The 14,284-nt window shown below is 35.6% G+C and carries 15 protein-coding genes; all 15 read right to left on the minus strand.

Annotation, left to right across the window (positions count from 1 at the left end; genetic code table 11):
- Positions 1 to 294: 294 nt before the first annotated feature.
- Entirely contained in the window at positions 295 to 1,845 is a 1,551-nt protein-coding gene (locus QM406_RS03240) for a chloride channel protein (RefSeq protein WP_414273398.1), read from the minus strand.
- A gap of 15 nt (positions 1,846 to 1,860) precedes the next feature.
- The gene (locus QM406_RS03245; protein WP_371558881.1) at positions 1,861 to 2,640 is read right to left on the minus strand and encodes a ribonuclease HII; all 780 of its coding nucleotides are present in this window, start codon (positions 2,638 to 2,640) and stop codon (positions 1,861 to 1,863) included.
- A complete protein-coding gene (ylqF, locus tag QM406_RS03250; protein ID WP_320692420.1) occupies positions 2,627 to 3,478 on the minus strand; it encodes a ribosome biogenesis GTPase YlqF in 852 nt (283 codons plus the stop codon). The genes QM406_RS03245 and ylqF overlap by 14 nt, the downstream gene beginning before the upstream one ends.
- A gap of 168 nt (positions 3,479 to 3,646) precedes the next feature.
- The gene (gene imm40 / locus QM406_RS03255) at positions 3,647 to 3,979 is read right to left on the minus strand and encodes an Imm40 family immunity protein (protein WP_371558863.1); all 333 of its coding nucleotides are present in this window, start codon (positions 3,977 to 3,979) and stop codon (positions 3,647 to 3,649) included.
- A gap of 76 nt (positions 3,980 to 4,055) precedes the next feature.
- Positions 4,056 to 5,933 (minus strand): glucosaminidase domain-containing protein, encoded by a 1,878-nt coding sequence (locus QM406_RS03260; protein WP_414273399.1) that lies wholly within the window; start codon positions 5,931 to 5,933, stop codon positions 4,056 to 4,058.
- Complete coding sequence (locus QM406_RS03265; RefSeq protein WP_399553129.1) at positions 5,905 to 6,069, minus strand: hypothetical protein; 165 nt, start codon at positions 6,067 to 6,069, stop codon at positions 5,905 to 5,907. Before QM406_RS03265 ends, QM406_RS03260 begins: the two co-directional genes overlap by 29 nt.
- A 215-nt stretch (positions 6,070 to 6,284) precedes the next feature.
- A complete protein-coding gene (locus tag QM406_RS03270) occupies positions 6,285 to 6,731 on the minus strand; it encodes a hypothetical protein (RefSeq protein ID WP_311522386.1) in 447 nt (148 codons plus the stop codon).
- Positions 6,712 to 7,623 (minus strand): phosphodiester glycosidase family protein, encoded by a 912-nt coding sequence (locus tag QM406_RS03275; RefSeq protein WP_049526308.1) that lies wholly within the window; start codon positions 7,621 to 7,623, stop codon positions 6,712 to 6,714. The genes QM406_RS03270 and QM406_RS03275 overlap by 20 nt, the downstream gene beginning before the upstream one ends.
- Positions 7,620 to 8,663, minus strand: coding sequence for a glycosyltransferase (locus tag QM406_RS03280; protein WP_414273400.1), 1,044 nt, complete (start codon positions 8,661 to 8,663; stop codon positions 7,620 to 7,622). The genes QM406_RS03275 and QM406_RS03280 overlap by 4 nt, the downstream gene beginning before the upstream one ends.
- Before the next feature lie 223 nt (positions 8,664 to 8,886).
- A complete protein-coding gene (locus QM406_RS03285) occupies positions 8,887 to 9,384 on the minus strand; it encodes a YkgJ family cysteine cluster protein (protein ID WP_414273401.1) in 498 nt (165 codons plus the stop codon).
- 87 nt (positions 9,385 to 9,471) lie between these two features.
- Positions 9,472 to 10,047 carry an ADP-ribosyltransferase gene (locus QM406_RS03290; RefSeq protein WP_414273402.1) on the minus strand — a complete coding sequence of 192 codons (576 nt, stop codon included), beginning with the start codon at positions 10,045 to 10,047 and terminating at the stop codon, positions 9,472 to 9,474.
- A gap of 392 nt (positions 10,048 to 10,439) precedes the next feature.
- Positions 10,440 to 11,042 carry a hypothetical protein gene (locus tag QM406_RS03295; protein WP_414273403.1) on the minus strand — a complete coding sequence of 201 codons (603 nt, stop codon included), beginning with the start codon at positions 11,040 to 11,042 and terminating at the stop codon, positions 10,440 to 10,442.
- A gap of 68 nt (positions 11,043 to 11,110) precedes the next feature.
- Complete coding sequence (locus QM406_RS03300; protein ID WP_414273404.1) at positions 11,111 to 12,070, minus strand: ATP-binding protein; 960 nt, start codon at positions 12,068 to 12,070, stop codon at positions 11,111 to 11,113.
- A 153-nt stretch (positions 12,071 to 12,223) separates the two neighbouring features.
- Positions 12,224 to 13,029 (minus strand): IS5 family transposase gene (locus tag QM406_RS03305; RefSeq protein WP_414273405.1). Its coding sequence is split into 2 segments (ribosomal slippage): positions 12,224 to 12,652 and positions 12,655 to 13,029, totalling 804 coding nucleotides; the frame shifts between segments, so codons are not numbered across the junction.
- 73 nt (positions 13,030 to 13,102) lie between these two features.
- Positions 13,103 to 14,281, minus strand: coding sequence for a hypothetical protein (locus tag QM406_RS03310; RefSeq protein ID WP_414273406.1), 1,179 nt, complete (start codon positions 14,279 to 14,281; stop codon positions 13,103 to 13,105).
- Positions 14,282 to 14,284: the final 3 nt, after the last annotated feature.

Below are 14,284 nucleotides of genomic sequence, written 5' to 3' on the forward strand. Positions count from 1 at the left end.
ATATATTTTTCAAGAAAATTATAGTTTTTCGGAAAGATGTTACAGGAGATATATAGGATTGTCTTAGTAAGCTATATAATGGAAAAATAGCTTAAAATTTGGTAATTCATTGCTTTATTGAACTTATAGTTTTAAAATTTCTAATCTTCTACAGTGTATTTGATTGTAATAAAAAACTCGATACCATTATTTAGGAATCGAGTTTTGATTCATATGACTCGGTCTATCTTTTTAATTACTAATTTTAGACCAACTATATACGAGACATAACATAAATTATGTAAATATGTTTTCCTACAACAACAAATCTTTCACTTTTCCAATTTCACTTTTTGGAATTACGAGATGAATCATATCACCTAGATACATCCTTGTAGATCCATTAACTGTCTTACTTTTACCGTTATGTACCTGGGTTGTGATAAGCACATTGTGTGGTAAATTGAGTTCATGTACCTGCTTACCAGCTATCTTATCAGAAACTGGGATTTCAATTAGGGTAACTTCTCCATCATCACTTGCGGTTTCTGGTAACATTTTTTCAAGCATGGCTTCATAGACAGGCGCCCCTTTGAGCAGATCCATAACAATATAGGCAACTAGGGTCACCATACCTAAAGGCATGAGATTTCGGATATCACCGACCATCTCAGTTACAAGAATCATAGCTGTCAAAGGTGCTTTTGAGATAGCCCCAAAATACCCGCTCATTCCAAGAATCACAAAGATAGGGAATTGCTGCTGTGTAACGAGGCAAAGATTGACACAAATAACACCTACCAGGGCACCAAGTAAGGATCCTAAAGCTAAAATTGGCAAGAAAATACCACCTGGCAGTCCACTACCATAACTGATCATACTCCAGATAAAGCGAATGATGAAGTAAATTAAGAGAATTTGGAAGCTAAAATCCTGTTCTGTTAAGGATAAGACAACCTGATTGCCTCCACCAAGTATCTGTGGCAGGAAAATTCCTACTGGAATGATAAGAAGAAAGGCTAGAATAGGATAATAGGCCTTATCCAGATGAATCTTTTGACCAATCCAATCATATACTTTTCCGACATTCAGAACGGCTTTTTCATAGAGAAAACCTGAGAGTCCTAGAAAAATCCCCATCACCAGATAAATCCAATATTGGCTCAAGTTCATGAGAGGGATATTGTCCGGCATATCAAGTACAGGTGTTAAGCCAAAGATGAGAAGGGAAACAAAGTTTGCTACTAGACTAGCAGCCAAGGTAGAAACCCAGAAAAATCGTGAAAAATGATGGTAGACTTCTTCTACTACAAATAGGAGTCCTGCAATAGGTGCATTAAAAGCTGCAGCAAGTCCAGCAGCAGCTCCGCTAGCAATCAAAGAACGCTCCTCAACAGGGCTAGACTTGAGCCATTTAGCAATTCCTTTTCCTCCAGCGGCACCTAGCTGAATACTGGGACCTTCACGGCCTAACATGAGTCCGCTCGCAATGGCCAAGATACCTAGAATGTATTTCTTCCAGAGGACACTCCACCAGTTGAGAGACATGAGACCTTTTAACTCTGCCTCAACTTGAGGAATACCAGAACCTTTGATATCTTTTTCTGAGCGTGTTAATTTGGCACTAAGTAAGCAAATGAGGATATAAAACAATAAAATGATCAATAGATTCCGTATCAGATTCTCTTGGTCTTGATAAAATCCTTGAACGATATGAAAGCCTTTTTCGATCAAAAATCGAAATGATCCTACAATAAGTCCTACGACTAATCCAACAATAATACCTCGCCCTACTTGAGCTAAGATCGTACTGGACGCGAAGGCAAATTCTTTCTTGGAACTAAGTATTTCCTTCTGTTCCTCCATAATTCTCTCCTTTAATTATCTTTTACTAGTTTCTGAAACGATCGTTTTAATCGGTTCAAAACTGGTGCGATGAATGGATGTAACACCGTACTTTTTAATTCCTTCTAGATGCTTAGCAGTTCCATAGCCAGCATTTTGAGAAAAATCATAACCTGGAAATTCCTGATCATAGTTTGCCATGATTTTATCTCTGGTAACCTTAGCAATGATGGATGCAGCTGCAATAGATAGGGAATTCGCATCTCCTTTGATGATGGATGTCTGAGAAATCGGCAAATCCAACTTCATAGCATCAATCAAAAGGTGTTCTGGTTGAGGGTCAAGCTGAGAGATAGCTTCTTTCATAGCTAGTTTAGTTGCTTCATAGATATTGACTTGGTCAATGACATGATTATCCATAATCCCGATACCGATTGCTAAGGCATTCTCTTTGACAGCCTGAAAAATCTCCTCATGTTTTCTCTTAGGGATCTTTTTACTGTCATTCAAGCCTTTTATTTTACAATTTTTGGGCAGAATGACTGCTGCAGCAACAACAGGACCTGCTAAAGGTCCACGTCCAACTTCATCTACACCAGCAATGAAACTAATACCTTGAGCGTAAAGCTCTTTTTCATAGCTAAGCATAGTTTCTAAGCGGAGATTTTCATCAATGTCAGCTTGAATGGCTTTCTTACGCTTTTCAATTTCCTTTTGAACACCTGAGCGAGAATCTTTCTCAAATTCCTTAAAAAGGGGACTTTTAAGATCTGTTATCTTTGTTAATGCTTCTTTTATTTCTTTAATCGTTGCCATTGAGGTCTTCCAATGTATCTAATGTGTAATTACCAAGTTTTCCATCACGAACTTCTTTAACAAAGAGATTGTAAAAACGATCATAATCATCACGGAAACCAAGTATACGAGTCATATCCATAATAATTTCAGGAGCTTCATCATCCAGATTCATTTGTTTAAAACGTTCTTGAAGCTTATCGGGATAATGGGTTTTAAAGTAGTTGAGACCGAAAATAGTCACTTCATCCATTGGAAGCAACTGATCCTTGATTGCTCCAGTAAGGGCAAGTTTAAGAGCGACCGTTTCATCTTCGAATTTTGGCCAAAGAATCCCTGGAGTATCCAAGATTTCAAGATCCTTATTTGTTTTGAGCCATTGTTGACCTTTTGTCACACCAGGCTTGTTACCAACTACAGCAATTTTCTTACCAGCCAAACGGTTCATCAGAGTCGATTTACCAGCGTTTGGAATACCGATTATCATGGTGCGTAAGGTTTCAATTTGAATACCACGTTCTCTTTGACGAGCAATCTTATCTGCCATGAGTTTCTTAGCAGCGTCTGTTACGACTTTAACTGTAATTTGCTCTTTAGAGTTGATAGCAAGTGTCTGAATGCCTTGTGATTCAAAGTGCTGACGCCATTCTTTTGTTAATACTGGGTCCGCTAGGTCTGCCTTGTTTAGAATCAATAGCCTTGGTTTGTCCCCGATGATTTTCGTCAGCATCGGATTTTGACTAGACAAGGGCAAACGTGCATCTACTAAAACTGTCACAAAATCAACAAATTTTAAATTTTCCTGGACCTGACGACGCGCCTTGGACATATGTCCAGGAAACCATTGAATAGTTGCCATTCTGTAAAATTCCTTTCTTTTATTGGATTTGTATCTATTCTTTCATATTTAAAAATTAAATAGATATCCTTTTTCTAAAAATAAATCACTATCTTTTATTATAACATGATTTCTCATATTTGACGCTTGATTCAATGCCGATTGTAAAATGTTTTCTAAGTCAATCAGTCACAAATTAAATTCCTCATTGTCTAAAACAATTGAAAAATAATAGTATTCACCATGATCTTTAACATAGTTGCTGATATATTTTTCTGTTTGAAAAATGGATTTCCTGCTATCAATAGTTGGATCTTGTTTCTCGTAATACCAATTATCATAAGTATGTGTCAGTTGGCCATTCTTGTAGCAAAACACATCTCCACCTAATATTGTCAGATTGTTTGCTTGGAAAATAGCAAGTAAGTCTGGGATTGCTGAATAATCATAAGCGTATGCATCAATCCCTAAGTCACGTAGATCAATTCCTCTTTTATTTATATTCTCAATATTCTGTTTCATAAAGTTAATTCCTCAAGTTTCTCTTGATAAGCAAAATCGATAACCACCATACAGTCGTTATCGATTTTAATGATTTTTAATCTTTTTCGCCTAGTTGACTATTGATTCTCATCATGATACTTGCAATTTTTTCTCCCCAGTATGGATCTGAAGCATAAAGAACATTCATACCTGATGATTTATTTCCTAGGTATGTTCTGCCATTATCGATGTAATTTTCGCGAATCCACTTAGCTGCACCTAAGATACCCTTGTCAACATCGTCGAAGCTTTTAGCTGAATCATATGGTGTTGTATCGTAAGCTGCGATACCGAAGAAATTATTTTTATCCTTAGCAATTTGGCTACGTCCCCATGAACTTTCAAGGGCACTATGGGCGATTAGATATAGAGCGTTGATCTGATAACGTTCTTCAGCTTCTTTAAAGATTGCCCCCTTACCTGCCAGACGACTTCCCTTGATATTCATAAGAGAATAGACTTTATCTAATTCCTCAGCCGTGTAATTGCTTGGTTTTCTTAAATCTCTAAATAAGAAAGGATTTTCAACTGTAAAGTTTTCAAAGTTAATACCATCAGCTGAATAGTATTTTTTGCCAATGGCCATTGATGAATTATGAGGTGCTACACGGATACTTGCGTATGGTGACAATTCGTGGTAGAGATAGTTACCATCAGTGGCATAGTGAGGAATAAAGTCACTATCAGAGCTGACTGCTACTAGATCACTCTTGTTCATATATCCTGAAAGGCCTGAAATTTTGACTGGAAGTCGACCGTCTTTGGCTTCTGCACCATCAATCGCTACAATACTTCCTTGCGAAATATAGCTGAGTTTCTCACCAGAAGCGCTATATACATTTGCTGTAATTGGTTTTACTTTATAGTATGCTGCTGTATCAGAAATCCATTTTCCATTGTTTTGGAATGAATAGTCTTTACCTTTGATTTTGAAAGTCCCTGTTACATATACCCCATCCTCTTTGAGGTAATACCAAGCATCATAGTTCTTATCAAAAATCCATTCATTCTTAGCCATATAGCCACCAGATTTTAGATAGTAAGCACCCTGCCATTGATTTTCAGCATAGGTGCCGTCCGACTTGAGGTAGAACCAGCTATTATATTTCTTATCAAAGATCCATTCATTCTCAGCCATGGCTCCACTATCTTTTAGATAGTATTTAGATTTCCATTGGCTACTTAGCATGTCACCATCTTTATTAAAATAGTACCATGTACCGCTGATTTTCTCCCACTTGTCACGATTGATTTTTCCTGCTTGATTACCGTAGTACCATTTATCAGCAATTTTTACCCAAGAAGATTCTGCCATAGCACCGCTATTATTCAATAGATAATCATTAAAGATAGTGCTACTAAGCATGATACCATCTTGATTGAAATAGTACCAAACACCAGCTATCTTTTTCCAAGTATTACGAGTAACTTTCCCGTCCTCAGTGGCATAATACCATTTATCAGCAATTTTTACCCAAGAATTTTCTTCCATAGCACCACTATTCTTGAGAAGATAATCATTATAAATAGTATTACTTAACATTGTGCCGGATTCATCAAATCGGTACCAGACTCCAGCTATCTTTTTCCAACTATTACGAGTAACTTTCCCATCTTCATTGGCATAGTACCATTTATCAGCAATTTTTACCCAAGAAGATTCTGCCATAGCACCGCTATTATTCAATAGATAATCATTAAAGATAGTGCTACTAAGCATGATACCATCTTGATTGAAATAGTACCAGACTCCTGCTATTTTTTTCCAATTTGAAACAGGCTGATTATTTTCATAATAACGCCATTGGTTATTTTCTTTTTGCCAACCTTCTTTGTTAACTACCTCTACTATTGCTTCTTTTGAAGATTGTTCCTGGGTATCAGGAGTTTTAGAGGTTGCTTTTTCAGCTTCGCTTTGTTTTTTTCTTCTCATTGCTTACTGTATTCGAAGAAGCTCTTTCTGATGATTGAATATTATTGGTGGCTTGAGAATCCTCGGCATAGACGGTCGTTTTTGCAAAACCTGCCATAGAGAGGGCAACCGTACTTGCCAGCAATATTTTTTTCATTCTTTTTCTCCTAACAAATACATAGATATTGTATTTGATGCTTCTATATATTGTGTAAAAAACAGTATTTATCCACTATATTATACAATATTCTGTTAAATATAAAAGTAGTATCTTTCAGAAGAAAAGAACTTGTAATATTTTTAAAATATTTTAGAAATAAAAGTCAATAAAAAGTAGTCGAACATCAGCTGTACGACTACTTTTTTATAAAATTATACCTGACTATAGACTTCTTTGCTATTCGTCTTGGTTGCTTTAGCAGAATTCTTCCAAAGGTTTGGATTTATGAAAATAGTGACGATTGCTAGTATTGCAAACCCAATCCCAACATACCAGTAGGGTGCATCCAAGGTTGTTGAGCGTCCTGAAAGATTGACAATCCCGCGGAAAAGTGTACCTGCTGTAATAATCGCTACTGCCGAATTCCATAGATTTAGACTAATACGAGAGAAATGAGGGAGAATCTTGAGAAAGATTGCTAGTAGAATCCCCCCTACAAGAGGTGCTGCAAATAAATAGTGCATATGAACAGAAATTTCTCCAAAACTAAAAGCTTCGTAGATTCTAGAAAATGCAAAGAAGAAAATAGTGATTAGTGTATAAGAAATGACCGTTTTTTTAAATCGTTTTTTTCCAAAATTAGTAACCAATGTAGACAATGTCACTCACCGCCCTTTCTGAAATTTTATTTCCACCAGTCGTTGGTTTATTGATAACCTGACCGTTGAAGTAAAGTGTAGATGATCCACCACCATCAAGGTTGTAGGCTGTTTTTGCTCCATAAGATTTCATAACCTCAGCAAGCTGATAAAGAGAGAGACCTTCACTTTCAGAGGTACGTCCATCTGAAACCACGATGATATAGTGGTTTTCATCGATAATACCAATAGCTGTACGAGGATTTGAAGCCATGGCCTGTCCTACTTCTGTATTGGTATCAACTGCAATTTCACCATTTTCGACCAAGGCTGGTCCAAAAGCCAAGAGATTGACGACACCGTCATTTACTAGTTGCTCAGCTGAGATCTGATCTTCGTAAATAACCTTGAAAGAGCCATCTTTATAAATAGCTAAGTCACCATTACTAGAATCTTCGCGAACAGTATCACGATAAACTACTCCATTACGGATGACATAACCTGTAGAGTTAGCACCATAGTAATCCCCGTTTACTGCTAAAATGGCATTGTTGTCAGCTGCAGTTACAGAGGTTTTTGCAGTTACGTTAGTTCCATAAGCATTTTGAGCGAAGGCAGTTTTCAGATAATCTGATGAGCTCAGAGTAATATCAGCAACGTAGACTTGGGTATTATTGACCGTCGTTTCAGACAAATTAACAGAAATATTGTCATCTTTATAACTAGAGTCAGTGACAGTAGCCGTTTTAGCAGCTTGACTTGCTGCTGCAGCATTGGAACTTGTGCTCGTTGTGGCAACTGTCGAGATAGTTTCAGCAAGGACAAAGGTCTTTAGCATTGAGTAACTAAAGGATCCTGTCAAGAGTAGACCAAGAACTGAGGCGTAAGCATAGCGTTTCTTTAAAAATTTCATAATACAGTTGATGTCCTTTCCTTAAAGATGAATTTCTTCTGCACTGTCCAAGAGACAGTGAAGAGAAGAATGCCGACGATAACTTTAGCAATCAGAAGGTTGATACCAAAGACTGTAAAGAAGAGACGAATCAGTAGCGTGTCTAAGACAAAGAGTCCAACTGCTAGACCAAAGTATCCCATCCCTGTTTTCACAAGGCTATCGTCATTTTTAAAGACTAGTTTCTTATTTGTAGAATAGTTGAAAATAGAGCTAGTCACACGAGCAACTCCGTTTGCTAGAAAGATTCGTAGACTCGTCGGAACTGTCGGCAAAATCAAGATTGCTAGGGCGTAAACGACATAGTCTACAACAAAGCTACTAAGAGATGATAAGGCAAATTTAAAGATATTTTTATAAATCATGAGCCCGTCTTGGATTGGACGGAAGTGTGAAGCCTCATTATCGTTGATATAGACAGTTTCAATAGGCACTTCTAGAATCTCGTATTCTTTTGTTGCTTCGAGCAACATATTCATTTCATATTCATAACGTTGACCTTCAATCTTAAGCATAAACGGTATCAAGTTTGTCGTAAATGCACGAAGTCCAGTTTGCGTATCTGTTACTCCTACTCCTGTTTGAAGTTTAAAGAGAGCTTTGGTTAAGCTGTTACCAAAACGGCTACGAAGGGGAACTTTTCCAGAAAAGGCACGTACACCCAAGATTAGCTTGTTTGGATTTTCTGAAGCTTTATTAGCCGTGCGGAAAATATCCCATACCTTGTGCTGTCCATCTGCATCTGCTGTGACAACCGTACCATAAATGTTTTGTTCTTGGATATAAGTAAAGGCTGTTTTTAGAGCCTGCCCTTTACCTTGGTTCACTTGGTGACGAATGACAGTAGCAAATTGTTTTGCTTTATCAAAGATTTTTTGGCACTCTGATGAACTGCCGTCGTCTATGACTAAGATATGAAAATCACTCTTTTCGTGAATTTTTTCGATGAGTTTTATAAGTTGCTTATCTGGTTGATAAGCTGGAATGACTATGTAGTTCATATCGATACCTCTTTCTTTGATGATGGTATAACTATACAGAACATCGCTTAAAGATACCTTATATCAGTTTTCTTTAAGAAAAAGTTTAAAAAACTTTAAGCTTTAAAAAGGGCTTATCACTTAATAAGAAATTTAGTTTGAATTTTCAGATAAAAATAAATATACAAAAACCCTCAAATAGCAAGAGTATTTGAGGATGAATCTTATCATAAAATGCGAGTACTTAATCTATTTTCCCCCTTAATCTCTCCACAAAGAGATAGGCTGCGGGACAGGTTAATGTATTTTTGATTGTGAGATTATTGATTTGGTAAATCTTCTTACGGTCAGTATGTGGAAATTCACGACAGGCTTTGGGACGGACATCGTAGATGGAACAGAGATTATCGCCACCTAAAAATGGACAGGGCATAGATTTAAAGACCTTATCTCCATCCTCGTCTACCTGCAAAAACTCAGCTTCAAAGGCTGGCAATTTCATTTTAAAATACTTGGCAATACGTGTGATATCTGCTTCTTTAAAGTCTGGACCAAGACTCTTGCAGCAGTTAGCGCAGGCTGTACAATCAATTTCATTAAAAACTTCTTGATGGATTTCAAGCGCAATTTTATCTAAATTTTTAGGAGCTTTCTTCTTTAGATTTCCTAAAAACTTACGATGCTCTTTTTGTTTTTGCAAGGCTAGTTGGTGATAATATTCGATATCGATTTCTTTTGACATAGTTTCTTTCTAATTTTTAATGTTGATACAAACATCGGTATGAGTTCTCAATTTGATACAAGCTTAATTAAAAAATTTTTTAACTTATTAATCCGTACCCACTAACTCGCAATTTATATAATCATCAATCGAAATCACTTTTAACTTGGCTCCTTTTTGGATAATGACTTCATAATAATATGTCTCTTCATCATTAAGATTTCCTACATAAAATGCGTTAGTTCCTTTAGGAATTTTAATACGTAGTTTTTTATAAGGATCTCTTAATTCGAATCCTTTGACAAGAGAAGTATGAAGGAAGCCTTTCTCTTTAAAATCAATATATTCTTCCACTTGAGCTGATTCTACCATTTTTTCTAATATTTCCATCCTAACTCCTCGATATACCACAATATCTTTTTTTGTGCTATATTTTTTTAGAGTGTGGTAAATATTTTCTATCGATTCATCAACAATACTTGACCTCAATCTACCATTTATGGTTGGCCCCGAAGAAGCAATAATATATTCGTCAGTTGGTATTTTCCCCACTAACCTTGGTGGCTCATTATTTAGATACCTTTCGACAAACTGGGGTATATCAGCTTGGGAACTCGAAAGTAAATCCCATTTCTGGCCAGTTCTAAGTATTTTCCCTTTTAGTTTATAGTAAAACTCGTTCATAAGACTTTATCCTTACCTGCTTTTTACACCCATTATATCAAAATTTCTTAGAATTACTCTACTACCTCTACACCATTCTTAAATTTTATAGCTACTGTTTGGTCACAAAAAATTTTAATTTCAGATAACATAGTTTCCCAAAGTAACCCATCAAACTCACTTATAAGCTCACTTTGCTGATTGAGTGTTTCTAAAAATTCTTTGAGATCTTTCTGATGACGTGTCGCTTCCAGTAGTTGCTTCTAGCAAGAGTTTTAGATTCTTCCATATACTGTTTTAATTGTGTTATGAATTGCTCAATTTCTCTAAGATATTCTTCATTTTTCATAAAATCACCTCATTTCAACCATAAAAATATTATGATGCATTCCTTGAGACAGCTTAGATGAGGCCTAAACCTTTTCTAAAAGATTACAAATCTCAACAAATAGCTCATAATTTTCAATCACTACTATTTCTAACTTCTCTCTTGTTCGTGTCAGGTTTTGATAAAGCATTTTATCCAAAGGGTAATATGAATCTGAAATTCCTAGCATTTTGTATGTCTTAGATTTTCCCTTCGCTTCGTCAGTAAAAGTATGCTCATAATAGTGAAAATTTGTATCCATAGGTATAATTACATTATCAAACTCTTGACCGATGACCTTATGTGAATTTTTTCCGTAGTCTCCCAATTTATCAAGTTCCTCATCAGCTCTTGGATTATCAGGAAAACGACCTGACTTAGTGTAATTCAAAACTGTCCATTCCCTCTGAGAGTCTTTTGAATTTAAATAATTATCGCCATGTTCTCTATTGTAAAAAAATTTTACTGAAATTTTTTTATTTTTATTATCAATTTTGGTAAACTGTTCTGACCTTTTAAATAAAAGTTTAATAAAGTCACTCATAGTGGGATTTGTTCTAAAACGATCTTTTAGTCCAAAAACCTCCCCACGTTCTTTAATAAAATCATATAATAAAGTAGCATTGTTCGAATTTTCATCTGGACTCAATATCTGTCGACCATCCATAGAAGCTATAAAACTTGAATTTGAGCTAATCATCGCTTTAGTGAGTTCAGTTAACTGATTATACCGCCCCCTTCTCTAAGTCTTTGAGCCTCATCAATAATTATAAAATCATACTGATTAGAATTCTCCATGACCGTTGAAAAACTTGTTATAGGAACAATATTAAAGCCGTGCTTATTTAGCTCATATTGGCCTTTATTTAAGGTAGCACCATGAATTATGATAGCTTTCTTACTTTGTTGTTTAAGTATTTTTGCTATATGATATATAAGTAAAGACTTACCTGTCCCTGGATTTCCTTTAATCCCAACAATCCTTTTGTTCTCAGCACCTTCAACTATTTCTTTCACAATATCTTGTTGGTGGCTTGTCAAAAAATATTTACTTTCTAAAAATCTATCTATATCATTAAATGGGGAGACCAAATAATTTTTTATATCAAATAAATTATCCACTTCTTCTAGATTATATTGACTAATTACTTGTTGACAAATAACTTCATTAAAATATGACTTACCCACATTTTCATTAAAATTACCAGTTACAGGGTCATATTCAATAAAACTAGAAATATCTGGTGAGTAACTAAAATACTTAGTTGGTTTAGAGAGAAAATTTAAGTAAAAATGATTTTTTATTAGTTGTTCTTTTTGCAACTCTACTGTAGTATCACTTTTTAACTCAATATTGATGTTATAATTTTCGCCGAATCTAAGTAAATCAAATTCCTTATTAATTTGAGGTATCACATACCCAAATAAGAAGTCATCCGTATGACAAATAATATCGTTAGTAGACATGTCACATGTATACAAAAAATTTAAAAATTTTACAAAGGTAACTAGCTCACGCTCATTTTTAAACTGATAACCGATTTGTCTTAATCTTTCTTCTACCACTTCATAGATATTATATAGTGATCTTTCAAAATCATCAAGATTATTTATTGAGCTATTGTTACTTGTTCTAGCCACTTGTAAAACATACCTAGTTAAAGATTCAAAGTCCATTATAGCCTCACATTTAATATTTTTACTTAATTATATCATAATTTAGGATATGATTGTATTAATTACAGAACTCTTACTTCCCTGATTGTTACATAAACAAAATTATGTAATGTAACTTTGGTAGATAATTTTAACAATGGACTTCCTGCGAAACTAAAATCCTAGTTCACGGTTGATAATGCCAGTAATCAAATTCATTCGTAATCCAAATCGTTTGCGTCGATTTCGATAGGTTGTTGAAAATATTTTAAACGTTTTTACTTTGGCAAAAATATTCTCAACCTTGGTTCTCTCTTTAGATAGCACATGGTTATAGGCTTTATCTTCAAGAGTTAGTGACTTAAGTTTGCTTGATTTCCTCGGAGTTTGCGCTTGTGAATACACCTTCATGAGTCCTTGATAACCACTGTCAGTCAAGATTTTACCAGCTTGTCCGATATTTCTGCGACTCATTTTGAACAATTTCATATCGTGGCAATAGTTCACAGCGATATCCAATGAAACAATTCTCCCTTGGCTTGTGACAATCGCTTGAGCCTTCATAGCATGATATTTCTTTTTACCAGAATAATTCGCTAGTTGATTTTTTTAGGACGATTTATTTTTACCTCTGTTGCATCCACAATCACCGTATCCTCAGCACTAAGATGAGTTTTTGAAATCGTAAAACCACTTTGAATAAGAGTTGCTTCAACCCATTGACTCCGACGAATTAAGTTGCTTTCGTGAATGCCAAAATCAGCCGCAATTTGTTCATAAGTGCGGTATTCTCGCATGTATTGAAGAGTAGCCATGAGGAGATCTTCTAAGCTTAACTTAGGGGTTCGTCCACCTTTTGCGTGTTTACGTTGATAAGCTGTTTTTAACACAGCTAACATCTCTTCAAAAGTAGTACGCTGAACACCAACAAGGCGTTTAAAGCGTGCATCAGTTAATTGTTTACTTACTTCATAATTCATAGTTTTATTGTATCATATTTTGTTTCGCAGGAAGTATAATAATAAGTCTCTCCATGCAGGACGAAAACTACCGCTATACTATCATTCTTTCTAAAAAAGGTTTGATGCAGTTGGTTAAAATGCCTTCTATCCAAGATTTTTGAGCGGATGATAGGTTTTCTGCATCTAAACATTCCTTTAGAAAATCACGTACCTGGTCGGGGGCTATTTCAAATTCAAAAGCCTTCATTCTGTAGAAAAAGTCAAACAAAGTGTTAGAGAGATAGTCAGTTGAAAATGGAATTTCTCCAGTTTTTCGATACATGATTAGAAGTCGGGAAAATCGAGCTTTTTCTTCGGGTATATCCTTAAAATACGAGTTAAGCAACCAGACTTGCTTTTGTTTTCTTTCAAGATGATCTTGACTAGCAATGCGTTGATCCTTTTCAAGTTCTCTTTGGTACTGTTTTGATTTTATAGAACGTTCTGTCCGATTTTTACCGAAGAGAATCTTTTCCCACTGGCGTTCTTCTAGAGTCAGTGTTTCGCTCAGTCCAAAGTAATCTTGATAGACACGTTCAGCTGGTCCCATTGCTAGAACTAGATTATCCGCATATTGTTTAGCAATCTTGTCTCGCTTCTTTCGTTCCTTTTCTGCTTTGATGCGAAGTTCTTGCTCATAGTCAATTTTTTCTTTTCCTAGTTTAACTAGATAGAGTTGATCGTCAGATTTTCCAAGTAGAAAGGGTTTAATAAATTTCTCAAGAACTTCTTCCATACGAGCTTTCTTCACAGGCTCTGCCTTAGTCCAACTTCCACCTTGAAAAACCTCCAAAAAGAGTTGATAATCCTTTTCTGGTGAGAATTGATTACCTCGATTTGACTTAAAAGCTCCCTTTTTCCATAGCCAGTTGATCAGTCGCTCATCAAAATCTGTTTTATTAACTCGAATGGCTTCTTTTTTCTGGGCTTTTCTGGTCAGATTTTCAAGCTTTCTGAGAAGTTTTTCCTCCTCTTCTAGCTGTTGATCTAGGCTAATTCTTTGGAAATGGCGAACACAGTCACTCCCAATGGGAAAGAGACGTTTGCCGGTAACACCGTTAAAAAGTTCATAAGCATACTTAATAGCATTGCCACAGACACAATTACTCCGACCGATTCCATTAAAAATCAAGGAAACTTCACTCCATTCTTTGGTAGCTTGTTCCCAAGTATCGGCTTTAGAGGCCTCTAAAACTGCATCATATAAGTTTTTTCTAACAGGAATGGACATGAT

Origin of the sequence: Streptococcus infantis (genome assembly GCF_047465035.1) — a bacterium.
Lineage (GTDB): Bacteria > Bacillota > Bacilli > Lactobacillales > Streptococcaceae > Streptococcus > Streptococcus infantis_T.

Coding starts and splice junctions, on each gene's coding strand:
- QM406_RS03240 (WP_414273398.1), bottom strand. CDS start 1,845: ATGGAGGAACAGAAGGAAATACTTAGTTCCAAGAAAGAATTTGCCTTC.
- QM406_RS03245 (WP_371558881.1), bottom strand. CDS start 2,640: ATGGCAACGATTAAAGAAATAAAAGAAGCATTAACAAAGATAACAGAT.
- ylqF (WP_320692420.1), bottom strand. CDS start 3,478: ATGGCAACTATTCAATGGTTTCCTGGACATATGTCCAAGGCGCGTCGT.
- imm40 (WP_371558863.1), bottom strand. CDS start 3,979: ATGAAACAGAATATTGAGAATATAAATAAAAGAGGAATTGATCTACGT.
- QM406_RS03260 (WP_414273399.1), bottom strand. CDS start 5,933: ATGAGAAGAAAAAAACAAAGCGAAGCTGAAAAAGCAACCTCTAAAACT.
- QM406_RS03265 (WP_399553129.1), bottom strand. CDS start 6,069: ATGAAAAAAATATTGCTGGCAAGTACGGTTGCCCTCTCTATGGCAGGT.
- QM406_RS03275 (WP_049526308.1), bottom strand. CDS start 7,623: ATGAAATTTTTAAAGAAACGCTATGCTTACGCCTCAGTTCTTGGTCTA.
- QM406_RS03280 (WP_414273400.1), bottom strand. CDS start 8,663: ATGAACTACATAGTCATTCCAGCTTATCAACCAGATAAGCAACTTATA.
- QM406_RS03285 (WP_414273401.1), bottom strand. CDS start 9,384: ATGTCAAAAGAAATCGATATCGAATATTATCACCAACTAGCCTTGCAA.
- QM406_RS03290 (WP_414273402.1), bottom strand. CDS start 10,047: ATGAACGAGTTTTACTATAAACTAAAAGGGAAAATACTTAGAACTGGC.
- QM406_RS03300 (WP_414273404.1), bottom strand. CDS start 12,070: ATGGACTTTGAATCTTTAACTAGGTATGTTTTACAAGTGGCTAGAACA.
- QM406_RS03310 (WP_414273406.1), bottom strand. CDS start 14,281: ATGTCCATTCCTGTTAGAAAAAACTTATATGATGCAGTTTTAGAGGCC.